Source organism: Stutzerimonas stutzeri (assembly GCF_000219605.1).
GTDB lineage: Bacteria > Pseudomonadota > Gammaproteobacteria > Pseudomonadales > Pseudomonadaceae > Stutzerimonas > Stutzerimonas stutzeri.
Genome location: NC_015740.1, coordinates 2,121,882 through 2,146,520, shown reverse-complemented (window position 1 = coordinate 2,146,520; position 24,639 = coordinate 2,121,882). Strand labels below are relative to the sequence as shown.

The window sequence follows — 24,639 nt, the reverse complement described above, 5'->3', positions numbered from 1 at the left end:
CCTACACCGGAGGCTGGCGTTCCGGCTCGACGTGCTCCGGCTGCGACATATCGACGCGCTGCTTGTGTCCGACGCTCAGATCGGCCCGGACCTGCGGCAGCGAATGCGGGTACTGCCGCTGGATGAAGCCCAGCAGGTTCTCGCGGATGTGGCAGCGCAGGTCCCAGTTGCGTGAAGAGTCCAGGGAGCTGACCAGGGCGCGCAGCTGGATGGACTTCTCGCTGGCATCGGTCACCTGCAGCACGCAGACCCGGCCGTCCCACAGTTCGGGAACGTCCTTGCAGAGCCGCCGCAGCTCCTCGCGCAGCGGCTCCAGAGGCAGGCTGTAGTCGGCCCAGAGAAACACCGTGCCGATCAGGCTCGAGCCACGACGGGTCCAGTTCTGGAAAGGCTTTTCGATGAAGTACTGCAGCGGCACGACCAGCCGGCGGTCGTCCCAGATCCGCACCACCACGTAAGTGCCGGTGATTTCCTCGATGCGGCCCCATTCGTTCTCGACGATCACAACGTCATCCAGGCGGATCGGCTGGGTCATGGCGATCTGCAGTCCGGCGATCAGGTTGGCCAGTACCGGCCTCGCGGCAAAGCCCACCGCAAGACCCGCAAGCCCCGCCGAAGCCAGCAGGCTGGCACCGAACTGGCGTGCGCCGGGGAAGGTCATCAGCATCGCCGCGGCACCGATCAGCAGAACGAAGAACGCCAGGGTCCGCAGCAATACTCGAGATTGCGTCTGGATCTGCCGGGCACGCAGGTTGTCGACCACATCCACCGGGTTGCGCAGCTGGATGAACTGCTGAAGGCCGCGCAGCAGGCGCATCACCAGCCAGGTCAGGGTGCCGATGATCAGAAGCGTGGTCACATGCCGCGCGCCGCCGATCAGCAGCAGGTCATCAGGCGCCGAGGTCCAGACGCCCTGCAGGCCCATCAGTGGCAGCAGCACGCGGATGGGCTTTTCCAGCTGTTCGGACAGCTCGCGGGTGAACAGGAAGGCCCGCGCCAGGCGCAGCATCAGAGCGGTCAGCAGACGGCCGAACAGACTGAGGATAAGCACCACGAACAAGGCTGCAGCGAGCGTGCGCAGCGCTGGCTGGCTGATGTACTGGTCCCATTGCAAGAGATAGGCGGGCAGTTCGATGGCGTGGGGCTCCGGTTAACCGTTCGTCAGGGCCAGTGACAGGCTGTGTCTGGCAAAAGTTCAGGCCGTTGCGCCTGGGGGCGCGCCGGTCGGGTAGGGGGAACTCTTGCTGGCGGGGTCTCTCACAAAACCAAGCGGGCCACATTCGACCCCCGACTTTTCCAGACCTGAGGAGTGATCCCATGCAAAGTGCACAGACCGGCAATGACGTCCGTACCGAACGCCTCATCGAGTGGCTGCGCGATGCGCATGCTATGGAAGCGCAGGCGGAGACCATGCTGAACAAGCAGGCAAGCCGTATCGAGCATTACCCCGAACTCAAGGCGCGGATCGAGCAGCACATCACCGAGACGCAGAACCAGGCCAAGCTGATCGAAGGCTGCCTGCAGCGCTACGACAAGTCCTATTCCGGCCTCAAGGACCTCGGCGGCAAGATGATGGCGATGGGGCAGGCCATGGGCGGCATGATGGTCAATGACGAGATCGTCAAAGGCGCGCAGATGGGCTACGTCTTCGAGAATCTCGAAATCGCCTCCTACAAGATCCTGATTGCCGCTGCCGAAGCGGTCGGCGACATGCAGACCAAGGAAGTCTGCGAGCGCATCCTGGTAGAAGAGGTCGCCATGGCCGACTGGCTGCGCGACCACCTGGCGGAGCTGACCCAGGCCTACCTGACCCGCGCGCTGGAACCCAACGTCGAAGCCAAGCGCTGAGACGGCTTGCCTGATTGCCCGGCCATCTCGGCCGGGCCTTCCCCATTCTCTTTCGCAGGGCCGTTGCGGGACCGCAAACGGCCGTGCCTGTCCGTCGGGAGCCGTCCATGAGACCACGACCGCTCGTCAAGACCCTGACCTTCGCCGTGCTGCACTTCGCCACGGCTTTCATCGTCGTTTATGCGTTGACCGGAAGCGCCGTCATCGGTGGCGCCGTCGCCTTGATCGAGCCGCTGTGCAACACCGTGGTGTTCTACCTGCACGAACGCGCCTGGCAGCGATTCGGCCGGCAGAAGGCGACCCACTCCCACAGCTACGGCCACGATGTGTTCCTCAAGTACATGGGCCGGGGGCAGGCCGCCGGGGGCCGGGCCGCGCGTACGCCGCGCTGAGCCGGGTCACTCCGTGCGCACGCTCCGATTCGTTTCGGCGGGCAGCGTGCTGCGGGTGGCGCACATTTCGATGCGCAGTTCCTGAGCCAGACGCACCAAATTGGCCGCGTCGCGGCATTGGTCGTAGGAGATGCCGAGAACAGTCAGTTCCTCATCTGGCGGTTCATGGTAGAGGCGCACGCTGAGCGAACTGTCGGAAGCATCGCGGCATTCACACTGAAACGGCCGTAGGTAGGTGTGCAGGATGGCTTCGATCTTGAACAGAGGAAGACGCGTATTCATAAATCCTCCCTAGCAAAGGAGGTGACTAAAGCGCAGTACAGCATCCGCTGCGCACCCCTGGCGTTCCGACGTCCTTCAACCGTAGCAGCACTGTTCGCCTTGTAAATGCGGCGATATGTCCATTGAGCGGATTAAGTCGCCCAGGCGCTCTAGCTAGCCTTTTCAGACCAGTGCCGCTTATCGGAACCCGTCGGGCGGACCGGTCGCCGCCCCCCTGAACTCATACCAGCGGGGGATGACCAAATTAAGTAACAGCCATGACTACCCAGCCTACGCGGAGATCCCACATGAAAAGACTGCTGCTCAGCGCAATGCTCAGTGCAATGGTTGCGGCGCCTGCGATGGCGCAGTTTCCCGCCGGCACTCCGCGTGACGATACCGGGTCACGTCCGAGCCCGATGGGCAACCCCACGCCGCAGGAAGAAGTGGAAACCCGCAAGGATCACAAGGGCCGTACCGTGACCGAAGACGGCCAGCTGGTGGCGCCACAGCCGGGCAGCGAGGAACCTTCAACCGATCCGGACCGGCATTCGGCGCCGGGCGGCCCCAACGACACTTCCACCGACGCCGGCAAGCTGGAATAGCCGCCGGCATAGCTCGCGGAGGTTGGCCATGGCGCTCGAAGATTACCAACGCATGCGTGACTTCGCCGCCACGCCGGAACCCGCCGGCAAGGCACGGCCGAAGTCCCGCAAGAGCCAGGCGCTGCAGTACTGCATCCAGAAGCACGACGCCACGCGTCTGCATTACGACTTCCGCCTGGAACTGGACGGCACCCTGAAGAGCTGGGCGATTCCCAAGGGGCCAAGCCTGGACCCCGGCGTGCGCCGGCTGGCCGTTCACGTGGAAGACCACCCGCTGGAGTACGCCACCTTTGAAGGGAACATCCCCGAAGGGCATTACGGTGCCGGCGACGTGATCGTCTGGGACCGTGGCGTGTGGACACCCCAGGGCGACCCGCAGGAGGGCTATCGCAAGGGCAAGCTCAAGTTCAGCCTGGAAGGCGAGAAGCTTGCCGGCAGCTGGAACCTGGTGCGCACGCAGATGGACGGGAAGAAGGAGCAGTGGTTCCTCATCAAATCCCGTGACGAGGCGGCGCGCGAGGAGAGCGAGTACGACATCGTCACCGCCGAGCCCGACAGCGTGCTCAGTGACCGCACTCTGGTGCCGCGCAAGCGCGGCGCGAAGGCCCGCGTGGCCGAAACCCCGCCTGCGCCAGTCAAGGCGCCCGCCAAGAAGCGGACACCGGTCAGGCGAAAGGCAAAGGTCGCGCTCGAGGGGGCGGTTCCGGCCGAGCTACCGGAGCATTTCAAACCGCAGCTGGCCACCCTGGTCGATACGGTACCGGGCGGGGACTGGCGGTACGAAATCAAGTTCGACGGCTACCGGATGCTCGCGCGCATCGACTCCGGCGAGGTCAGGCTGTTTACCCGCAACGGCCACGACTGGACGGCGAAGATGCCCCAGCAGGCCGCGGCGCTTGCGGGGCTCGGGCTCGAGTCCGGGTGGCTGGATGGCGAGGTGGTGGTGCCGAACGAGGAGGGCACGCCGGACTTCCAGGCCTTGCAGAACGCTTTCGAGGCGGGGCGCAGCGGCAGCATTCTCTATTACCTGTTCGACATGCCTTACCTGAACGGCATGGACCTGCGCGAGGTGGCGTTGGAGCAGCGCCGCGCAGCGCTGCGCGAGGTGCTGGAGCGCAGTGACAGCGAGCTGCTGCGCTTCTCCGAGGACTTCACCGAGCAGCCGGACAGCATTCTGGAAAGCGCCTGCCAGATGAAACTCGAAGGGCTGATCGGCAAGCGCGCTGGCAGCACCTACACCTCGCGACGCAGTAGCAGCTGGGTGAAGATCAAATGCAGCAATCGGCAGGAATTCATCATCGTCGGCTATACCCAGCCAAAGGGTACCCGCACCGGTTTCGGCGCGCTGCTGCTCGGCCTGCACGACGACAACGGCGAGCTGCGTTACGCCGGCAAGGTCGGCACCGGCTTCAACCATGCAACGCTGCAGAGCCTGCACAAGAAGCTGAAGAAGCTGGAAACCGATAAAAGCCCGCTGGCAAAGGCACCCCCAGCAGCCGATGCACGTGGCGCGCAGTGGCTCAAGCCGGAGCTGATGTGCGAAGTCGCCTATGCCGAAATGACCCGACAGGGTGTGGTGCGCCACTCGGTGTTCCACGGCCTGCGAACCGACAAGCCGGCCGAGGCCATCACCCACGAGCGGGCCAAACCAGTCGCCAGGGCAAAGCCGAACGTCGCCGACAAGGCCGATGCCCTCGGCAGCGGTCGGATCAAGATTTCCAACCCCGAACGGGTCATCGACCCCAGCAGCGGCATCACCAAGATCGAACTGGCCCGCTTCTACGCGCAGATCGCCCCCTGGGCGCTGCCGCAATTGCAGAACCGGCCGCTGGCGCTGGTCCGCGCGCCTGAAGGCATCACTAGCGAGCTGTTCTTCCAGAAGCACGCCGACAAGCTGGCCATCCCGCATATCACCCAGCTGGACCCGGCGCTCGATCCCAAGCACGGCGCGCTGCTGGTGATCGACAGCGCCGAGGCGCTGGTCGGCGCCGCGCAGATGGGCACTATCGAGCTGCACAGCTGGAACGCCGTGGCGCCCAATCTCGAGCACCCTGACCGCTTCGTGCTGGACCTCGACCCCGATCCGGCTCTGCCGTGGAAGCGCATGCTCGAGGCGACCCAGCTGACCCAGACGCTGCTGGACGAGATCGGCCTGGCATCGTTTCTCAAGACCAGCGGCGGCAAGGGGCTGCACATCGTCGTACCGCTCGACCCTGTGCATGACTGGAGCGAGGTGAAATCCTTCAGCCAGGCGATTGCCAGGCACCTGGCAAAACTCCTGCCGTCCCATTTCTCCGCGGTCAGCGGGCCGAAGAACCGGGTCGGGCGCATCTTCATCGACTACCTGCGCAACAGCCGTGGCGCCAGCACCGTCGCGCCGTACTCGGTACGCGCCCGCGAGGGGCTGCCGGTTTCCGTACCCATCCACCGCGACGAGTTGGCGGACCTCAAGGGCGCCAACCTGTGGACGGTGCGCAACCTGCTGGAACGCCTGCAGGAACTCGGTGGCGACGACCCCTGGGCGTCCATCGGCAAGACCCGCCAGCGCCTGACCAGAAAGATTCGCGACCGCCTGAACGCCTGATGCGGCGACTGGCTCGCATCGGCATCCCGCCAGTGCGCACGCAACTATCAGAGGAGGCAGCATGAGTGACATGACAGTCGGAGATTACCTGGTCGAGCGGCTTTACCAGTGGGGCGTGCGGCGCATCTATGGTTATCCCGGCGACGGCATCAACGGCGTGCTCGGTGCGCTGAACCGGGCGGGCGGCAAGATTCGCTTCATTCAGGCTCGGCACGAGGAGATGGCCGCCTTCATGGCCTCGGCCGATGCCAAGTTCGGCGGTGGGTTGGGAGTCTGCCTTTCCACGTCGGGGCCGGGCGCCTCACACCTGCTGACCGGGCTGTACGACGCGCGTCTGGATCATGTGCCGGTGCTCGCGATCGCCGGGCAACAGGCCCGCACCGCGCTGGGCGCGCACTATCAGCAGGAGATCGACCTGCCGGCGATGTTCAAGGATGTCGCGGGCGCCTTCGTCCAGCAGGCCAGCGCGCCGGCACAGGTACGCCATCTGGTGGATCGGGCCATTCGCAGCGCAATCGGCGAGCGCAAGGTCGCCGCCATCATCCTGCCCAACGACCTGCAGGAGGCTCCCTACAGCGAGCCGCCGAGGACTCACGGTGCCGTGCTTTCCGGTATCGGCTACAGCCGGCCGAAGATCGTTCCCTATGACGCGGACCTGCAGCGCGCCGCCGAGGTGCTCAACGCCGGCAGCAAGGTCGCCATCCTGGTCGGCGCCGGCGCGCTGCAGGCCACCGACGAGGTCATTGCCGTGGCCGAGACGCTGGGCGCCGGCGTGGCCAAGGCGCTGCTGGGCAAGGCGGCAGTGCCCGACGATCTGCCCTGGGTCACCGGTGCCATCGGCCTGCTGGGCACCGAGCCCAGCTACAAGCTGATGAATGAATGCGACACGCTGCTGATGATCGGCTCGGGCTTTCCCTATTCCGAGTTCCTGCCGGAGGAAGGCCAGGCCAGGGGTGTGCAGATCGATCTCAAGCCCGACATGCTGAGCATCCGTTACCCCATGGAGGTGAATCTGCACGGCGAGGCCGGCGAAACGTTGCGCGCGCTCTTGCCGCTGCTGGAGAAGAAGATCAATCGTAGCTGGCAGCAACAGGTCGAAGCATGGCGCGCCGATTGGGACCGCACGCTGAAGGAGCGGGCAATGGCGGCGGCCGACCCGATCAACCCGCAGCGTGTGGCCTGGGAACTGTCGCCCCGCTTGCCCGAACGGGCCATCATCACCAGCGACTCCGGCTCCTGCGCCAACTGGTATGCCCGCGATATCCGAATGCGGCGTGGAATGATGGGGTCCCTGTCCGGCGGGCTGGCCTCCATGGGCGCCGCGGTGCCCTATGCCATCGCCGCGAAGTTCGCCCATCCGGACCGCCCGGTGGTGGCTTTGGTCGGCGACGGCGCCATGCAGATGAACAACATGGCCGAGCTGATCACGGTGGCCAAGTACTGGAGCCAGTGGCAGAACCACCAGTGGATCTGCTGCGTGTTCAACAACCAGGACCTCAACCAGGTGACCTGGGAGCAGCGCGTGATGGAGGGCGACCCGAAATTCGAGGCTTCGCAGAATCTGCCCGACGTGCCGTATCACCGCTTCGCCGAGCTGATCGGGCTGCAGGGCATCTTCTGCGACCGCGAGGACCAGGTGGCCGCCGCCTGGGAGCAGGCACTGGCCGCCGATCGCCCGGTGCTGCTGGAGTTTCGTACCGATCCCAACGTGCCGCCGCTGCCGCCGCACATCAAGCTGGAGCAGGCCAAGGCCTACGCCTCGGTGCTGCTGCATGGCGATCCGGACCAGGCCGGCATCATCAAGCAGACCGCCAAGCAGGTGCTCGGCGCGATCCTGCCAGGACACCGCAAGGACAAGCGCTGAAGCCGCCTTCAGCAGGCGGCACAGGCCCGGCGCTAGGGCTGACCGTCGCCGCCGGAGGCGCCGAACACCTGGCCGGTTACGTAGCTGGCCTCGGTGGACGCCAACAGCACGTACAGCGGGGCGATTTCGGCCGGCTGGCCCGGGCGGCTCATGGGCGTATCGCCGCCGAAGCGCTGCAGGTTCTCCATGGTCTGCCCACCGCTGACCTGCAGGGGCGTCCAGAACGGTCCGGGCGCCACGGCATTCACCCGGATGCCTTTGTCGATCAGCTGCTTGGCCAGCCCCTTGCTGAAATTGGTGATTGCCGCCTTGGTCAGTGAGTAATCCAGCAGGTTGGCAGGTGGGTCGTAGGTGGTGACCGAGGAGGTGTTAATGATCGAAGCGCCCGCCGGCATATGCGGCACGGCGGCCTTGGTGATCCAGAACATGGCATAGAGGTTGGTCTTGAGCGTCCAATCGAACGCCTCGTTGGAAATGTCGAGGATCGATTGCTCGCTGCTCTGTCGCGCGGCGTTGTTGACCAGAATGTCCAGCTCGCCCAGTTCCTCCACCGCCTTCTGAACCATCGAACGACAGAAGGCCTCATCGCGGATGTCACCGGGCAGCGCCACCGCCTTGCGTCCGACGTCGCGGATCAGCGCCACGACTGCCTGTGCATCCGGCTCCTCGTCCGGCAGGTAACCGATGGCGACATCGGCGCCTTCGCGGGCAAAGGCGATCGCTGCGGCACGCCCGATTCCCGAATCTCCGCCGGTGATCAGCGCCTTGCGCCCGGCAAGCCGGTTGGAGCCGCGGTAGCTCTTTTCGCCATGATCCGGCGGTGGCTGCATGTCCCGCGCAAGGCCGGGCCAGGGCTGCGACTGCTTGTCGCTTGCGTCGGGAGCTGTCATGGTCGTCGGAATGCATGGGAAATCCTGCAGCGTGTTGCGGCGTTGGCCGTCCATCGGTCGAGGCTCGCGTTGAATTAGGCCGACGGCGTCCCTGGGCGGCATGCCACGTGCGTTACGCAGGGATCCGCCAGTGCGGTGCCCCGCAGAAAGGCTCAAAGCGAGCGGGCGGCCAGCGGTTCGATGGCGGGGCCGTGGATGACTTCGCCGTCCGCCTGGAAGATAGAGCCGTGGCAGGGGCAGTCCCAGGTCCGGTCGGCGTTGTTCCAGGTCACGCTGCAACCCATGTGGGTGCAGGCCGCGGACACCGCGTGCAGGCCGCCGGCATCGTCGCGCCACACCGCGAGCTGTTCATCGCCGCGGGTGATCACGCCGCCTTCGCCCGGGCCGATGGCATCGAGGTCGTCGACCCTGGTCTGGCTATCGCTGCTCTGATTGAAGTCATCAGGGGAGGGACGGTTGGGGTCGTAGAGCTGCTTCCACGGGCGGCGGCCGGTGATGATCTGGCGGGCCATGCCCAGCCCGACGGCGGTGCCGTTGCTGATACCCCAGCCGTTGAACCCGGTGGCCACGAACAGGCCGGGGGATTGTTCCGGGTCCGGCTCGCCGGCATAGGCGACTCGGTCGGCGGTGTCGTAATCCTCGTTGCACCAGCGCCAGACGGCCTCACCCACTGACAGGTGGCCGCGTGCCCAGTGTTCGAGTTCGACGAACCGCCTGGCGACGTCTGCGTCCTGGCCGGTCCTGAAGCGCGGACCGAGTACGATGAACAGCGCCCCCCGGTCATCACGGCCCATGCGGATGGAATGAGTCGGCTCGTCGACGCCGATGAACATGCCGTCCAGATGCGCGCCGTCCTGCGGACGAAAGGCCATGGCCACGTGGCAACGTGGCTGGGTTGGGCTGACGAGGTCGACCGGCGTTTCCACCGGCATGTGCGTAGCGAGGATGACCTGATCGGCTTCCGCACTTCCGCCATCGAAGCCAACCTGCCAGCGCCCCTGGCGCTCGAAGCTCGTCGCGCGGGTGTGCTGATGGATGCGCCCGCCGCGGGCGTGCAGCGAGTTGGCCAGGCCGATCAGATAGCGTGTCGGGTTGAACTGGGCCTGATCCGGAAATTCCAGTGCGCCGGCGGTGGCGAAGGGCAGGGGCGGCTGGTCGATGACCCGTGCCGCGAAGCCCAGGCGGCGCGCCGCTTCGGCTTCATCGTCGATGGCTCGGCGCCAGTCCGCCGAGCACGCATAGGCGTAGGCGGACTGACGCTGGTAGTCGCAATCGATGGCGTGCTCGGTGACCCAGTGACGAATACGCTCCACGGCTTCGCGGTTGGCGTCGGCGTAGCACTGCGCCAGTTCCTGGCCGAAGGTATCGATCAGGTAGCGATAGATCAGCGCATGCTGGGTGGTGACCTTTGCGGTGGAGCGCCCGGTGACCTGTCCGCCGACCTCGCGGGCTTCGAGCACCACGACGGACTTGCCGGCTTCGCATAGCGTCATGGCGGCGCTCAGCCCGACGATGCCGGCGCCGACCACCACCACGTCGCATTCGCTGCGCGGAAAGTCGCCACGCGGCGCGCTGGCGCTCCAGCAGCAATCAGGGGTTGCGGATAGGGCAGGCATTGGCGGGTCCTCCTCACGGGTGGCATAGGCTGTAGAGCGGACCTGCCCGACCGGGTTCCGACCATCGGGCGGTTGGCGATCGAGGCACCGCCGTCACCGGCGCGTGCCCGGGAGAGCGCGACGGTGCGCCGACCGCTCAAGCGCAATGGGTTCGCCCGCAAAAAGGTGCCCCGCGGACGGAGCGCAACCTGATGGAATCTGTAAGGGATTGGGCGTCGCGCGCGTTGGGGACCGAACATGCACAGGATTAAGCCGCCATCCGTCCGAACGCCGCTTCGTCTGCACCGAACAGGCAATACTTGCTCCGCGGCGCCAGGCAAAACAGTCGGCGCGTTCAGGGAGTGGCAGCGGCAGGGACACGCCAGACAGGGTCAGCATGATGTCGGCCGACGACGACTTTCAAAGGAGTGTTCCCTATGTTCTCGCATAAACCGCTGATCGCGTGCTTTCTATTCGGCTCGCTGCCGGCACTGGCGCTGGCACAGACCGCCGCCACCCAGACCGGAAATGACAACGAAATCATTCTCGAGCAGAACGGCTGGAACTCGGCAAGCCAGGTGCAGCAGGGGGATCGCAATTATTCGCGGGTCAGGCAGGACGGCGGTGACAATCGGGTGCAGACGAACCAGCTCAATCTCGACAATTGGACTGAAGTGGTGCAGAACGGATCGTCCAACCAGGCAAGCGTCATTCAAATCGGAGATATCTACTCCGGACATTCGGCATCCATCGTTCAGCTCGGGACGGACAACCTCGCCGAGGTCAGTCAGATGGATGGCAATGGCGCACAGGCGAACATTCACCAAGAGGGAGCGGGCAATGTTCACCGGGTTACGCAGCTGTATTACATGAACGAGGCCGACAGCCGCTCCGCTGGCACGAACAACCTGACCGAGATCAGTCAGGAGTGGGCCGGCAGCGCCCGTACCGACCAGCTCGGCAACAACAACCGGATCACGATCGAGCAGGGTTTCCTGCCTTATGGCGGATTGGTCTCGGTGTATCAGGACGGCGGCTCGAATGAAGCGGCGGTCAACCAGCAAGGCGGGCGCTACTACGTCGGCCAGGTCGAGTTGAGACAGCTCGGTAGCGCTAACCGCGCGCAGGTAACGCAATGGGCCGGTTTCAGTAGCCTCACCTTCACCCAGGAGGGTAGCGGCAACGAACTGAACGCCCGGCAGGCGACCCGTGACGGGATCATTCGAGGCAATACGGTTGGCAACGACAACCGCGTCAATATCGACCAGAGCTATGACAGCCCGGTGCTCGACATCGCCCAGAACGGTTCGGCCAACGAAATCGATGTGGTGCAGCATACTCCCTACAGCACCGTGTCAATCGCCCAGACTGGCGATGGCAACGTCGCGCTGCTGAATCAGACGACACAGTTCGAATTCCCGGTGCCCGCCACGGCCATCATCCAGAACGGCACCGGCAATAGCGCGTCGATCACACAGCGTTATTGAGGCGTCAGCGGGCGCAACCGATTGGCGGTCGGCGGTCGCACTTCGTTTTCAGTGGTCCATGCAGTCCGGACCCTGACGCAGGTAGGTGGTTTCGTGGGTTTCGCCTTTGGAGTCCACGTACGTCATCCTGGCCTGCACGATCTCGCAGCCGCCTGCGGGCACGTCCATCGAGACGACCTTGGCGATGTCGAGCTTGTCGCCGTACTGGTAGGGCTTGGGCTCGTCGGCGGCATGCGCCAGCTGGGCGCTGAAAGCCAGGGCGGCGATCCAGATCAGTCTTTTCACGGGTAACCTCCAGAAACGCCTGCACGCCCGAGACGCTTCGACGGGCATTGGCAGGTCTTGCAAGCGACGCCCGCCGAGCAGCGGGCGTCAGGAATAAACGAGGCTGCCACGAGGGGAGCAGCCTGAAGGTGGCCGGACGGCTGGCCGACGGAGCGATTCGGCCAGCAACGCGGAACTGAGGGTTGCCCGTCCGCTGCCACCCGCCAATTCTAGGAAGCGCGCTGGGCCGGAAAAACCGCGCCGCCGGTGAAACACCTTTACCGAGCGCGCAACAATCGTTCAGGCCCAATGCGTCTCGTCCCGCAGCACCCGGTGATAGTCGTTGAAGGCGCGCGGCAGTGCCTGAGCGAGAAAGTCCAGCCAGGTCCTGATCTTCGCGTCGAGAAAGCGGCGGGAGGGGTAGAGCGCATGAATCTGCTTTTCCTGCAGGCGGTACTGCGGCAGCAGGCGCAACAGCGTCCCGCGCTGCAGCGCCGGCGCCGCCACGTAGTCAGGCAGCAGGCAGATACCCATGCCGGCTTCGGCGGCGCTGGCCATGGCTTCGGCGACATTCACCTTGAACGTCTCGCCGGGGCGGATGACCTCTTCGACGCCGTCGCCGACGAAGTGCCAGTCGTCGGCGAACACCGGATCGAGCAGCCGCAGGCAGCGGTGGTCATGCAGATCGGTCGGCCGTCGCGGCACGCCATGCCGCTGGAGATAGGTCGGTGCGGCGCAGACGACGTGAAACACCGGCCCGAGCCGCTGGGCGATCAGTTCCGAGTCGGGCAGGTCACGAGACAGGGTGATGATCACGTCCAGCCCGGCTTCCAGCAGGTCCGGTTGGCGTTGGGACAGGCTCAGATCGAGGCTGACCTCCGGATAGCGCTCGCAGTAGTGCCCGGCGAGGCCGGACAGGAGCTGGATGCCGAGGCCGGTGGTGGAGTGCACCCGCAGGCGACCGCGCGGCATGAGGTGCGCGCCACAGGCTTCCTGCCGGGCGTCATCGAGCTGCGCCAGTATCTCGCGGGAACGCTCGAGAAAGCGTGCACCGACCTCGGTCAGCGCCAGACGCCGGGTGGTGCGCTGCAGCAGGCGGGCGTGCAGATGGTTCTCCAGCTCGCTGACCAGGCGCGACACCTGCGCCGTGGAGGTGTCGGTCTGCCTGGCTGCCGCGGTGAAGCTACCGGTGTCGACGACCCGGACGAAGGCGCGCATCGCATGCAGCATGTCCATCAACCGTCGTCCTCCTGGCTGGCGGCGGGCGGCTGGCTCGTGCGCCAGCCTCCACCTAGGGCAAGGGACAGATCGACCTGATCCAGTGAAAGCTGCGCCTGCGAGGCGGCCAGCGCGGCCTGGGCGGTGGCCAGGGTGCGCTCGGCGTCCAGGCTGTCGAGATAACCCAGGCGACCCTCCTGGTACAGCCGGCGGGTGTGATCGGCGGCGTTGCGAGCCGCGTCACGCGCCTCGTGCAACGCCTGGTCGCGCTGCAGATCATGCGCGTAGCGGCTGAGCAGGGTCTGGGTTTCCCTCAGTGCCTCCAGCACCACACCGTCGAAGCGGGCTAGGGCGGCGTCTGCTCCAGCTTCCATGGCACGCACCCGGGCGCGATCGACCTGGGTTGGAAAGTGCCAGCTGATCGAAGGGCCGAATGCCCAGCGCTGCGTCACCGCATCTCCGAGGTGTTCGAGCATGCCGGTGTAGCCTGCCGTGCCGCCGAGACTGATCTGTGGGTACATCATCGCCGTGGCCACGCCGATCTGTGCCGTGGCCGCGGCCAGGCTTCGTTCGGCTGCGCGAATGTCGGGGCGTCGGCGGAGCAGGGCGGCGCCGTCACCAAGCGGAATCGGCTGACTCAGCTGTGGGGCGTGGTTGCAGGCCGCGGCGGCTTCAGGCAGCTCGCCCGGTGTGTGACCGAGCAGGGCGGCGAGCCGATACAGCGCCGCGGCCTTCTTCGCCTCGAAGGGAGGCAGCTCGGCGCGCAGGGTTTCGACCTGCGCTCGGGCGCGGGCAACATCCACTTCATTGCCGCGGCCGCCAGCGAGCAGGCGGGAGGCCACCTCAAGCTGGCGCTGCTGGATCGCCAGCGAGTGTTCGGCGATGGCCAGCTCTTCGCCGGCATGGCAGGCCGTCATGTAGCTGCGCACGACCCCGGCTACCGCACTGATGCGTGCCGCCTCGAGCAGCGACGCACTGGCGTCGGCTGTCGCACCGGCGGCTTCGGCGCCGCGCCGCAGCTGGCCGAACAGGTCCAGCTGATAGCTCACGGCGAGGCCGGCATCGGCCAGGTTCATCACCGGCAGCTTCTCTTCCAGCGCCAGCGCCTCGCTGGACAGCTGGCCGCGCGCCAGTGAACCGTCGCCACCCACCACCACTTCCTGGGCGTGATGGGCCATCTGGAAGCCCTGATAGGCCTGACGCAGGTTGTGATGGGCCTGGCGTATGTCACGGTTGCCCGCCAGCGCCTCGCGCACCAGCCTGTCGAGCAGGGGATCGTCGTACAGCTGCCACCAGCCGTCCGGCAGCGGCGTCTGTTCGACTTCTCGATTGCCGAGCGTATCGAATGGCGCCTGCGCTGCAGCCTGGCGCACCACGGCCTGGTCCGGTACGCGGTAGTCCGGGCCGACCGCACTGCAAGCGGCGAGCAGCGTGACGAGCAGGGGCAGGGCGGGGTACAGGTAGCGGCTCATGGTGTCGCGCTGCTCGCGTCGGCGACCGGCCACGGCAGCACCGAGAGGGTAGCCGTGCGGCCGACCACGAGGCGGATGTCGCTCGGCTGGCCTTCGTCGAGCACCACCCGCACCGGAATCCGCTGGGCCAGCCGCACCCAGTTGAAACTCGGGTCGATATTGGGCAGCAGCGAGTTGCCGCGGACCCGGTCACGATCCTCGATACCGGCGGCGATGCTCTGCACGTGGCCACGCAGGTGCTGCGTTTCGCCCATGACGTGGATGTCTACCGGCTGGCCGATCCCGATGGCGTGCAGCTTGGTTTCCTCGAAGTAGCCTTCGACGCGCAGGGAGTTGGTGTCGACGATGGACAGCACCGGCGTGCCGGTTTTCACGTAGTCGCCGACCCGCATGGTCTGGTCGCCCAGATAGCCGTCCACGGGACTGAGTACGCTGGTGCGCTCCAGGTCCAGCTGCGCCACGCCAAGGGCCGCCTCGGCGGTTGCCAGTGCCGCTTCGGCCCGCTTGACCTGGGTGTCGCCGATTTCCACCGTCTCGGCGGCGATCAGATCCTTCAGCACGCGGTTGCGTCGGGCTTCGCGCTGCGCCTGCTCCAGCTGTGCGCGGCGCTCCAGCACGGTGGCCTGCGCTTCGTCGACGGCCAGCTGGAAGCGCGCCCGATCGATCACGAACAGCACCTGGCCACGCGTGACACGCTGGTTGTCGCGCACCCGCAGTTCGGTGACCAGCCCGGACACATCCGGCGCGACCTGGACGATATCGGCATGTACATGCCCATCACGGGTCCAGGGCGCTTCCATGTAGTAAACCCACAGGTGCAGGCTGACGACGGTGGCGATGGCTAAAGCCAGCAGGGTCAGCAGTACCGAGCCGGCGGTGGGTATCCAGTTCTTCACGATTCAAATCCGCGCTACGAAATAGAACAGGGCGCCGAGCACGATGATGTACAGGGCGAGATTGAACAGCGGCGGGTGCCAGACCCAGCGGTAGAAGCCGACACGCTGCAACAGCGCGGCCAATAGGCTCTTCAGGCCATAGGCCGCCAGCATTTTCACCAGCAGGACCGGCACATAGACGCCGTAGAGATTGAGATGGCCCGTCATGCGAAGGCACCTGCGTCAGCGGGCCCGGCGGATGGTCCACACGGCACGCTGGCCGGCGCGTCCGGGAACAGGGCCAGCCGCAGGCCGTGGAGGGCTTGCGCCGCCTGCGGGGCCTCCTGCTGCAGACGCACAACGGTGCTTTCCAAGGCATGGCGCAGGGCGGCCGGGGGCGGCAGTTCACGCTGCGCCGTGGCGCAATCGCGAAAATAGGTCTGAATCATCATCAGCACCGGCGTCAGCTGTCGGCGCAGGAGGCCGCTTGGGCGTAGCTCGCGTAATTCCAGCAAGCGAAAGCAGACCCGCAGCTCGCGGGTGACATCGTTCAGCGCCAGGCCCTGGTCACCGAGTTGTGTCAGTCGAGGCAGCAGCTGAGCGATACGATCGACGAACGCCGATGCGCTGGCGACCGTATTGGCGCCGCGGCTCAGGTCCGCGAGTTGCGCCAGATTCTGCCAGCCGTGGCGTACCAGCCGACGCGCGGCCCAGAGCGTGCCGAACGGGCGGGTCAACCGCGCCCAGACCAGGGCGAACACCACGCCCAAGGCAGTGGACAGGGCAATATCGGCGAACAGTTGAAAATCCGCCTGGTAGGCACTCTGGATGGTGATGCTGGAGATCGTCTGGACCGCCACCAGGATCACCGTTCCGGCATGCTGCGGACGACCGGCGAGCGTACCGAGCAGCAGCAACGGTCCGGCGAGCAGCGTGGCCAGGCTGCCGAAGTCGTGCACGTTGGGCATCAGCGCGAACAGGTAGATGCCGGCGGCGCTGATTGAGACCAGTGTGGCGGCCAGAAACGACCTGATGAATGGCGCCGGGTTGTCCTGACTGGCGAAGAAGCAACCCGCCACGGCGGCAATGAACACGCCGCTGTAGCCGTGCTGCCAGCCGGAAACGAACCACAGCATGCTCAGGCAGAACACCGACAGCGCCACGGAAGCAGCGGTGAACCCCTGCAGGCCGTAATCATGATGGCGCCGGCCGCCGGCCAGCTGCTGGGCGTGATAGCGCAGCGCCGGGAGCCTGTCGGCACGCTCGGCGGCAAATTGCTGCCGCAGCGCCAGGCAGTCCTGCCAGAGGTCGAGCAGCGCGCGCAGTTGGCGCAAGGCGCCGTCGATGGCCAGCGCCTGTGTCGGATGGGCCGCACTCAGCCACGTGCCTAGCTGCAGGCTGCGCTCACGCAACTGGTCGGCATCGCTGGACGGCGCATCGCCCTGAATCCAGCGATCCACCGTCTGCAGGTATTCCTCCAGCTCCGGCAGCAGGCCGTGCGGCTCCCGCTGCAACCGGTGCAGCGAGTCCGCGGTGGAAATCAGCTGCGGCATCAGCATGGCCATGCGTGCACGGAATTCACGCGCCTGGACCGTCGAGCTGTAGCTGCGGCTGTCGTAGTCGAGGTGCGTGAGCATGCCGTCCAGACCCATGACGTCTACCAGCAGCGCGTTCAGCGCGCGCTGGTCGGCTTCGCCCAAATGCCGCGCGTTGAGCATGCGGCTGGCCGCGGCTCGGCCGTCGCGCAGCAGCGCGTCCATCTTTGCACTCAGCGTCGGCGCGATACGGCTGGGAAACAGCACCGAATTGACGACGCTGGCGCAAACGATGCCGAGCAGGATTTCCTCGGAGCGTGCGAGCGCGACATCGAAGATGGTCGCGGGATGATTGACCTCGGCCAGGCTGATCAGCGGCACCGTGTAGGCCGCCAGCAGAAAGATGTAGCTGCGCGGCGAGCGATCCAGCAGCGACAGGTAGAGCAGGGCGCCGATCCACAGCGGCATCGTCAGGCTCAGCATGATCGGCTGTTGGGCAAAGGCTGGGAGCAGCACGACCGACGCGGCGGCGCCGAGCAGCGTGCCCAGGGCTCGGTAGATCCCCTTCGAGCGTGTCGCGCCGGACAACGGGTGCGACACGACATATACGGAGGCCATCGCCCAGTACGGGTTGTCCAGTGGTATCGCCAGTGCGATGTACAGCGCCGTCAGGGCGGCAATCAGCGCCTTGGCCGAGAACAGCCATTCGCGCCAGGTTGGCATGGTCATAGGCGTATTGTTCGAGAGACGTGGGCCAAGGGCGGGAGAGGGCGGCCGGCACGCGTTGACGTGACATTTAACGACATCCACCTGTGACAAATTGAACAAGCAACAGGACAATCAGCGCACTTTCGTTGTTTCGAGTTCTGGGCCGCCCATGAGCAGACGCATTCCCAATTACGCGCTTTACGGCCAGGCCGCGTTGCCGGCGTGGCAGGATTTGCTGCATCTGGAGTGGATCAGTGACCGCGGCGACATGCATCAGCGCGAAATCCGGCCCCATCAGCACGATGCGTTGCTGCAGGTCGTCTACGTGCGCAACGGCCAGGGCGAGGTATCGCTGGAGAACAGTCGCATGGCTTTCCATGCGCCGTGCCTGATCCTGCTGCCGCAACGCACCGTGCATGCGTTTCGCTATAGCGCGGAGACCGATGGTCCGGTCATCACGGCAGCGCAACGGCCGCTGGAGTCCATGGCACGTATTCTCTCCAGCGATCTGCTGGCAATGATGCAGCGTCCGGTGGTGATTCCCTTGCCTTGGATTGCGGATGGCACGGAACCCATCTGGCCACTGATTCAGCTGATTCAGAACGAAGCGCAAGGCCAGGAACGCGACAACGTGGCGGCCGGCCATGCCTTGCTGATCGCCTTGCTGGTACAGATCACACGGCTCAATCAGCCGACCCTGACCGCAAGGCCGGCCAACGGCAGACGCTCGGCATTGCTCGGTCAATTCCGCGAACTGATCGATCAGCACTTCAAGCAGCATTGGCCGCTCGCGCTGTATGCCGAAGCGCTGGGCATCACGCCGGCCACGCTGGGCAGAGCCTGCCGCGAAGAACTCGGCGAATCGCCGACAGCCGTCATCAACGAACGCATCGTGCGCGAAGCACAACGACAGCTTGCATATACCGCATTGGACATCCAGCAGATCGCCCATGACCTGGGCTACGCCGACGCTGCGTATTTCAGCCGATTCTTCAGAAAGCAGGCTGGCCTCAAACCCAGCGAATTTCGCGCAGCATTCCGCGGACGAGCGTGAATGCAATTGAGGCGGGTGCAATCGGCGCGTCAACTGCAGGGTCGACGAGCGATAAAAGTGACTAGCCGAGCACCTGCAGGAATATCATGTGATTTCGCATAATCTATATTATGTTAAATTGGATATAGGTTGCGTCTGCCAGCTCCGTATCCTCGGCGCTTGCTTCCTCTACTTTCCTGATTGCTACCACCCTCGCTTCTCTTTCGTTTTTCACTAACCGCGAGGCGGTCCCGCGTTTCATCAGCGATGCGTCGAGCAGCCTGCCGTCGCGCAGCTAGACTCGCAGACAGCTGCCCCTTGTTTCGCGCCGACGGCGCCCAAGGGGCCTACCGTGCCGAAGAATCCTAAGGGACAGATGAGCGGTCAGCACGAGGTCATCGGCTTTCTTTCCCGCGCTGACAGCTACGGCTGCCCGGGCGGTACGGTCGAGCGTATCGAGACCCATGGCTCGCTGATCTTTCTGTGTGGCGAACGCGTCTACAAGCTCAAGCGCGAGATCGCCTATGCGTCGCTGGATTTTCTCACGCTGGAAAAGCGCGAGCGCGCCTGCCATGCCGAGCTGCGGCTGAACCGGCGCACGGCACCTGGCCTTTACCTCAGGGTGAGCGCGATCACCCGGGATCGCGCTGGCGTGCTGGCCTTCGACGCGGACGGCGAGGTGCTGGATTGGGGCGTGGTGATGCGCCGCTTTCCGCAGTCCGCATTGTTCGATCACATGGCCCTGGCCGGCGAGCTGACGACCTCGCTGATGCAGACCTTGGGCGTCGAGATCGCTCGTTTTCATGCCGGTGCCGAGCGAACGCCGGCCTTTGGTGGCAGCGCTGGCATACGCCGATCCATCGAGACCAATCATCAGGAGCTGCGCCGCCAGTGCGCATTGCTCGATGGAAACGCGGTGCAGGCACTCTACCGGGACCAGTTGGCCCTGCTCGATCAGCTGTCGGCAGAGCTGGACCGGCGGCGCCGCGATGGATGCGTGCGGCGCTGCCATGGCGATATGCGATTGGCGAACATCTGCCTGTTCGAAGGGCGGCCTACCCTGTTCGACGGCATCGAGTTCAGCGACGAGATTGCCTGTATCGATGTCCTGCATGACCTCGCCTTCGTGCTGATGGATCTGCAGCACCACCAGTTGGCTGATCTGGCGCCGACTGTTTTGCGAGCCTATCTGGATGAGAGTGGCGAGGCCGAAAAGTGTGCACCGTTGCCGCTGTTCCTATCGGTTCGCGCGGCGACTCGCAGCTTCACCCTGGCCGGCAGCGCCCAGCGCCAGGCCACAGCCGAAGCTGCCCAGGCCAAGGCTGAACAGGCACGTGCGTTGCTGCGACAGTCACGCCTCTATCTGCTCGATCACCAGGCACTGGGCCTGGGCTACCTGCAGCTCGCGTCCACTCGTCCCCGTCCAAGCAGGAGTCATCCATGAACACCCGCCCTCCTCTGTTGTTCGCGCTGCATGGCACCCAGGAATATGCCGCTCGTGTCGCCCGACACATGGCGCTCGAGCTGGCCGAACTCGAAGAGCGCGCCTTCGAAGACGGCGAGCACAAGACCCGCGCCCTGACGTCTGTGGAAAGCCGCAACGCCGTCGTCTTCCATGCGTTGTACGGCGATGACGAGCGCAGCGTGAACGACAAGCTCTGCCGCCTGTTGTTCTTCTGCGGCGCCCTGAAGGACGCCGGTGCCCGCCACGTTGAGGTGGTCGCACCCTATCTCTGCTATGCACGCAAGGAGCGTCGTACCCAGTTCCAGGACCCGATCATCACCCGCTACGTGGCGGCGCTGTTCGAGGCCTGTCGGGTGGATCGCCTGACGACCTTCGAGGTGCACAACCTGGCTGCGTTCGACAATGCGTTCCGCATCCCCACGCGGCATATCGAGAGCGCCGAGCTGTTCGCCGCGCACTTTACGCAGCTGCCTGGTGATGTCGATCTGGTAGCGGTCTCGCCCGATGCCGGCGGCGCCAAGCGTGCGGAATCCTTTCGCCGGGCGCTGGAGCGGCATATCGGGCGCGCGGTTGGCAGCGCCTACATGGAGAAGTACCGCAGCAACGACATCGTGACCGGAACGATGCTGGTCGGCGACGTTCACGAGCGGATCGCGATCATCGTCGATGATCTGATCAGCACCGGCGGCACTCTGTTACGCGCCGGCGAGGCCTGCCGCAAGGCCGGCGCGCGGCAGGTCCACGCAGCGGCGGCCCACGGCCTGTTCACCGGCGGGCCGGAAATCCTGGAGAGCCCGGTATTCGACCAGTTGGTGATCACCGACACCGTTCCGCCGTTCCGTCTTCCCTCTGAGCTGGTCAGCCGGCGCCTCACGGTGCTCGACTCAAGCGCTATGGTCGCCGCCGCGCTGAAGAGCGAGTACGGTTGATTGGTCGCTTGCTCGGTCTGCATGCATTTCTTGACTACCTTCGTGCTGGCAGTGCACTCGGAGCCGTGGATGTTGCGGTTCGTTTCGGTAAGTCGATTGGCGCCGTGCAATACCCTCTCGCGCGCGGCACCAGGAACAGCGGCTTCGTGAGGTTCATGACGTGCATCCTTGCGTGCAGTCCCCAGCCGATTTGTCCGGCATCGACGGCTTGTGTTTGATCGGAATCAACGTCCCGGAGGCCGTCATGCAACCGAACGTAGCGCCTGGCGCCAAGCGGCGTAAGATGGCGCCATTCTTCACACGATAATCGGAGTTTTCCATGCTGCTTCGCTTACTGGCCGCAGGCGCTTTCACCATGCTTTGCATGCCTGCCTTCGCGCAGGACCACCACGATCATCACGCAGCAGCACCCGCAGTCGCCGGGGAGCTGGCTGTCAGCCAGGCCTGGTCGCGCGCGATGCCGCCGAGTGCGCCCACCGGTGCGGTGTATTTCGTTCTGGAAAATCGTGGCGAGCATTCGCAGCGACTGATCGGTGCGCAGACGCCGCGCGCGGAAAAGACCGAGCTGCATACCCATGTGCATCAGGGCGACATGATGAAGATGCAGCAGATCGATTCGGTGGAGGTGCCGGCGGCGGGCAAGGTGGAATTCAAACCGGGAGGCAATCACGTGATGCTTTTCGGCCTCAAGCAGCCACTGGTGGCCGGAGAAAGTTTTCCGGTCACCCTGCAGTTCGAAAGCGGTAGCGAGATCACCACCGAAGTGAGCATCGAGGTCGATGCGCCGGCATCCGGGAATACCGCAACCGGCCATCATCACTGAGCTGAGCGGCGTGCCGCGCCGCGCAAGGCGGCACGCCTGTCTGCCCTCAGATAGCGGCGGGCGTGCGCATGGTGACGAACTCTTCGGCCGCCGTCGGGTGGATGCCCAGGGTCTCGTCGAAGACCTGCTTGGTCGCCCCGGCCTTCAGCGCCACGGCCAGCCCCTGCATGATTTCGCCGGCGTCCGGCCCGGCCATATGGCAGCCCAGCACGCGGTCGGTATGCGCATCCACTACCAGCTTCATCAGGCTTCGTTCGAGGCTGTCGGTCATGGTCAGCTTCATGGGACGGAAGCGACTTTCGAAGAGCGTGACCTTGTAGCCCTGCTCCCGCGCCTGCTCCTCGGTCAGCCCGACGGTTGCCATGTTAGGCAGGCTGAACACCGCTGTAGGGATGGTCGAGTAGTCGACCTTGCGATACTGCTCCGGTTTGAACAGGCGCCGCGCCACCGCCATGCCTTCGGCCAGCGCAACGGGCGTCAGCTGGACGCGACCGATCACGTCTCCGATCGCCAGAATCGAAGGCACCGAGGTGCGGTACTCGTCATCCACCGCAATGAAGCCACGGGCATCCAGTGCCACGCCGGCCGCTTCGAGCCCCAGGCCGTCGATCATCGGCCGGCGGCCGGTTGCATAGAAGATGCAGTCCGCTTCCAGGGTGCGGCCGTCTTCCAGGGTGGCAAGCAGGCTGCCGTCGGCAAGCTTGTCGATATGGACGACGTCGGCGTTGAACTGCAGGTCCACGCCCTTCTTGATCATCTCGTCCTTCAGATGGTCGCGCAGCGAGCCATCGAAACCACGCAGGAACAGCTCGCCACGGTAGAGCAGCTTGGTGTCGGCGCCGCAGCCATGGAAGATCGAGGCGAACTCCACCGCGATATAACCGCCGCCAACCACCAGGACCCGCCGCGGCAAGGCGTCCAGATAGAAGGCTTCGTTGGAGGTGATGGCGTGCTCGCGGCCCGGGATTTCCGGCACGTGCGGCCAGCCGCCGGTAGCGATCAGGATATGTTCGGCGCTGTAGCGCTTGCCTTCGACTTCGACGGTATGTGCATCGACCAGTTGCGCACGCGCCTGCAGCAGGGTCACGCCGCTGTCCACCAGGATGCTGCGATAGATGCCGTTCAGGCGCTGAATCTCGCGATCCTTGTTGGCGATCAGGGTCTTCCAGTCGAAGGTCGCGCCGTCGATGGTCCAGCCGTAGCCCTGCGCCTGGCCGATGTCCTCAGCGTAGTGCGCACCGTAGACCAGCAGCTTCTTCGGCACACAGCCGACGTTGACGCAGGTGCCGCCCAGGTAGCGGCTCTCGGCGACGGCCACTTTCGCGCCAAAGCCTGCAGCGAAGCGCGCCGCACGTACGCCACCGGAACCCGCACCGATGACGAATAGATCGAAGTCGTAAGCCATGTAGAGTTGTCTCCTTCTGTAGCGAACAGCATAACCCAGGCTTTGCGCCTGATTCACCGAAGGAGTGCCCCATGCGCCCCACCCTCACCCACCTGGCGCTGCATGTGCCAGACCTGGACGCCTGTATCGCCTTCTACACGCGGTTTTGCGGAATGCGGGTGTTCCACGAGCGCCCGGGCAAAGGCTCACGCATCGTCTGGATGGCCGAGCCCGGCAAGGAGCGTGAGTTCATCTTCGTGATCATGCCGGGCGGCATGGATCGCTCGCTGGCGGAGAACGACTACAGCCATTTCGGTTTCGCCATGGCCAGTCGGGAGGAAGTGGATATGGTAGCCGAATTGGCGCGCGCGGATGGCTGCTTGATCTGGGAGCCGCGCGACGAGCCCTATCCGGTGGGCTACTACTGTGGGGTACGCGACCCGGCGGGCAATTATGTGGAGTTCAGCTATGGCCAGCCGCTCGGGCCGGGCGCCGAGGAATTGCCCACGCCATAAAACGATCGGGCCACCCTGAGGTGGCCCGACTGGATCAGAACGCCTTACCGGTGAGGTAGAAGTTCTCGTAGCAGAAGTTGGTCGCCTCGATGTAACCCTCGGCGCTACCGCAGTCGAAACGCTGTCCTTTGAATTTGTAGGCCAGCACGCAACCGTCCTTTGCCTGCTTCATCAGCGCGTCGGTGATCTGGATTTCACCGCCCTTGCCCGGCTCGGTCTGCTCGATCAGCTCGAAGATGTCCGGGGTTAGGATGTAACGGCCGATGATCGCCAGGTTCGACGGGGCGTCTTCCGGCTTGGGCTTTTCGACCATGTGGCTGACGCGGAAGATGTCGTCGCGAATCATCTCGCCGGCAATCACGCCGTACTTGCTGGTTTCTTCCGGCGGTACTTCCTGGATCGCCACGATCGAGCAGCGGAACTGGTTGTACAGTTTGACCATCTGCGCCAGCACCGGGTCGCCATCGAGGTTGATGCACAGGTCGTCTGCCAGCACCACGGCGAACGGCTCGTCACCGATCAGCGGACGGCCGCTGAGAATCGCGTGGCCCAGCCCCTTCATTTCCACCTGACGGGTGTAGGAAAAGCTGCACTCGTCGATCAGGCGACGAATACCGACGAGGTACTTTTCCTTGTCGGTGTTGCGAATCTGATGCTCGAGCTCATAGCTGATATCGAAGTGGTCTTCGAGCGAGCGCTTGCCGCGCCCGGTGACCATGGCGATCTGCGTGAGCCCTGCCGCCAGCGCCTCCTCTACCCCGTACTGGATCAGCGGCTTGTTCACCACCGGCAGCATTTCCTTGGGCATGGCCTTGGTTGCGGGGAGAAAACGGGTGCCATATCCGGCAGCGGGAAAAAGGCATTTCTTGATCATGTGAGTCCTTGAAATGAA

Annotated in this window: 23 protein-coding genes; 11 read left to right on the top strand and 12 right to left on the bottom strand. The window is 64.9% G+C overall.

What is annotated here, in order from left to right:
• Position 1: 1 nt before the first annotated feature.
• A complete protein-coding gene (locus PSTAB_RS10095) occupies positions 2-1,114 on the bottom strand; it encodes a mechanosensitive ion channel family protein (protein WP_013982810.1) in 1,113 nt (370 codons plus the stop codon).
• 203 nt (positions 1,115-1,317) lie between these two features.
• Here PSTAB_RS10095 and PSTAB_RS10090 point away from each other — a divergent pair, with 203 nt between their 5' ends.
• Entirely contained in the window at positions 1,318-1,848 is a 531-nt protein-coding gene (locus tag PSTAB_RS10090) for a ferritin-like domain-containing protein (protein WP_013982809.1), read from the top strand.
• A gap of 107 nt (positions 1,849-1,955) precedes the next feature.
• Entirely contained in the window at positions 1,956-2,240 is a 285-nt protein-coding gene (locus PSTAB_RS10085; RefSeq protein ID WP_013982808.1) for a DUF2061 domain-containing protein, read from the top strand.
• A gap of 6 nt (positions 2,241-2,246) precedes the next feature.
• Here the strand turns inward: PSTAB_RS10085 and PSTAB_RS10080 are convergent, their stop codons facing one another.
• A complete protein-coding gene (locus PSTAB_RS10080) occupies positions 2,247-2,522 on the bottom strand; it encodes a DUF1652 domain-containing protein (protein ID WP_013982807.1) in 276 nt (91 codons plus the stop codon).
• Positions 2,523-2,809: 287 nt separating this feature from the next.
• On the opposite strand from PSTAB_RS10080, the gene PSTAB_RS10075 reads away from it, so the two are divergent.
• From PSTAB_RS10075 to PSTAB_RS10065, 3 genes are all read left to right on the top strand, one after another.
• Entirely contained in the window at positions 2,810-3,106 is a 297-nt protein-coding gene (locus PSTAB_RS10075) for a hypothetical protein (RefSeq protein WP_013982806.1), read from the top strand.
• Between the two features lie 28 nt (positions 3,107-3,134).
• Complete coding sequence (gene ligD / locus PSTAB_RS10070) at positions 3,135-5,690, top strand: DNA ligase D (protein WP_013982805.1); 2,556 nt, start codon at positions 3,135-3,137, stop codon at positions 5,688-5,690.
• Positions 5,691-5,751: 61 nt separating this feature from the next.
• A complete protein-coding gene (locus PSTAB_RS10065) occupies positions 5,752-7,554 on the top strand; it encodes a thiamine pyrophosphate-requiring protein (protein WP_013982804.1) in 1,803 nt (600 codons plus the stop codon).
• Positions 7,555-7,586: 32 nt separating this feature from the next.
• Here the strand turns inward: PSTAB_RS10065 and PSTAB_RS10060 are convergent, their stop codons facing one another.
• Positions 7,587-8,444: an SDR family oxidoreductase gene (locus tag PSTAB_RS10060; RefSeq protein ID WP_148263413.1), complete on the bottom strand. Its 858-nt coding sequence runs from the start codon at positions 8,442-8,444 to the stop codon at positions 7,587-7,589.
• Between the two features lie 152 nt (positions 8,445-8,596).
• Positions 8,597-10,060 (bottom strand): FAD-dependent oxidoreductase, encoded by a 1,464-nt coding sequence (locus PSTAB_RS10055; protein WP_013982802.1) that lies wholly within the window; start codon positions 10,058-10,060, stop codon positions 8,597-8,599.
• Positions 10,061-10,476: 416 nt separating this feature from the next.
• Between PSTAB_RS10055 and PSTAB_RS10050 the strand changes: the two genes are divergently transcribed.
• Positions 10,477-11,526 carry a hypothetical protein gene (locus PSTAB_RS10050; RefSeq protein ID WP_013982801.1) on the top strand — a complete coding sequence of 350 codons (1,050 nt, stop codon included), beginning with the start codon at positions 10,477-10,479 and terminating at the stop codon, positions 11,524-11,526.
• A 48-nt stretch (positions 11,527-11,574) separates the two neighbouring features.
• Here PSTAB_RS10050 and PSTAB_RS10045 read toward each other — a convergent pair whose 3' ends face one another.
• The 6 genes from PSTAB_RS10045 to PSTAB_RS10020 form a co-directional block, all read right to left on the bottom strand.
• Positions 11,575-11,811: a DUF2790 domain-containing protein gene (locus tag PSTAB_RS10045; RefSeq protein ID WP_013982800.1), complete on the bottom strand. Its 237-nt coding sequence runs from the start codon at positions 11,809-11,811 to the stop codon at positions 11,575-11,577.
• 279 nt (positions 11,812-12,090) lie between these two features.
• Positions 12,091-13,026, bottom strand: a complete 936-nt coding sequence (locus PSTAB_RS10040) for a LysR family transcriptional regulator (RefSeq protein WP_013982799.1) — start codon at positions 13,024-13,026, stop codon at positions 12,091-12,093.
• Positions 13,026-14,480: an efflux transporter outer membrane subunit gene (locus PSTAB_RS10035; protein ID WP_013982798.1), complete on the bottom strand. Its 1,455-nt coding sequence runs from the start codon at positions 14,478-14,480 to the stop codon at positions 13,026-13,028. The genes PSTAB_RS10040 and PSTAB_RS10035 overlap by 1 nt, the downstream gene beginning before the upstream one ends.
• Positions 14,477-15,376 carry an efflux RND transporter periplasmic adaptor subunit gene (locus PSTAB_RS10030; RefSeq protein ID WP_013982797.1) on the bottom strand — a complete coding sequence of 300 codons (900 nt, stop codon included), beginning with the start codon at positions 15,374-15,376 and terminating at the stop codon, positions 14,477-14,479. The genes PSTAB_RS10035 and PSTAB_RS10030 overlap by 4 nt, the downstream gene beginning before the upstream one ends.
• A gap of 3 nt (positions 15,377-15,379) precedes the next feature.
• Positions 15,380-15,583 carry a DUF1656 domain-containing protein gene (locus tag PSTAB_RS10025; protein WP_013982796.1) on the bottom strand — a complete coding sequence of 68 codons (204 nt, stop codon included), beginning with the start codon at positions 15,581-15,583 and terminating at the stop codon, positions 15,380-15,382.
• Positions 15,580-17,619, bottom strand: coding sequence for an FUSC family protein (locus tag PSTAB_RS10020; RefSeq protein ID WP_013982795.1), 2,040 nt, complete (start codon positions 17,617-17,619; stop codon positions 15,580-15,582). The genes PSTAB_RS10025 and PSTAB_RS10020 overlap by 4 nt, the downstream gene beginning before the upstream one ends.
• Before the next feature lie 148 nt (positions 17,620-17,767).
• Between PSTAB_RS10020 and PSTAB_RS10015 the strand changes: the two genes are divergently transcribed.
• From PSTAB_RS10015 to PSTAB_RS10000, 4 genes are all read left to right on the top strand, one after another.
• Positions 17,768-18,652, top strand: coding sequence for a helix-turn-helix domain-containing protein (locus PSTAB_RS10015; RefSeq protein ID WP_013982794.1), 885 nt, complete (start codon positions 17,768-17,770; stop codon positions 18,650-18,652).
• Positions 18,653-19,007: 355 nt separating this feature from the next.
• Positions 19,008-20,075 carry a phosphotransferase gene (locus PSTAB_RS10010; RefSeq protein ID WP_013982793.1) on the top strand — a complete coding sequence of 356 codons (1,068 nt, stop codon included), beginning with the start codon at positions 19,008-19,010 and terminating at the stop codon, positions 20,073-20,075.
• Positions 20,072-21,025 carry a ribose-phosphate diphosphokinase gene (locus tag PSTAB_RS10005; protein ID WP_013982792.1) on the top strand — a complete coding sequence of 318 codons (954 nt, stop codon included), beginning with the start codon at positions 20,072-20,074 and terminating at the stop codon, positions 21,023-21,025. The genes PSTAB_RS10010 and PSTAB_RS10005 overlap by 4 nt, the downstream gene beginning before the upstream one ends.
• 319 nt (positions 21,026-21,344) lie before the next feature.
• Positions 21,345-21,848: a copper chaperone PCu(A)C gene (locus PSTAB_RS10000; RefSeq protein ID WP_013982791.1), complete on the top strand. Its 504-nt coding sequence runs from the start codon at positions 21,345-21,347 to the stop codon at positions 21,846-21,848.
• 46 nt (positions 21,849-21,894) lie between these two features.
• On the opposite strand, the gene gorA is transcribed toward PSTAB_RS10000, so the two are convergent.
• Positions 21,895-23,253, bottom strand: a complete 1,359-nt coding sequence (gene gorA, locus PSTAB_RS09995) for a glutathione-disulfide reductase (protein WP_013982790.1) — start codon at positions 23,251-23,253, stop codon at positions 21,895-21,897.
• A 71-nt stretch (positions 23,254-23,324) separates the two neighbouring features.
• On the opposite strand from gorA, the gene PSTAB_RS09990 reads away from it, so the two are divergent.
• Positions 23,325-23,747, top strand: a complete 423-nt coding sequence (locus PSTAB_RS09990) for a VOC family protein (RefSeq protein WP_013982789.1) — start codon at positions 23,325-23,327, stop codon at positions 23,745-23,747.
• Between the two features lie 34 nt (positions 23,748-23,781).
• Here PSTAB_RS09990 and galU read toward each other — a convergent pair whose 3' ends face one another.
• Positions 23,782-24,621, bottom strand: coding sequence for a UTP--glucose-1-phosphate uridylyltransferase GalU (gene galU, locus PSTAB_RS09985; protein ID WP_013982788.1), 840 nt, complete (start codon positions 24,619-24,621; stop codon positions 23,782-23,784).
• Between the last annotated feature and the right edge of the window lie 18 nt (positions 24,622-24,639).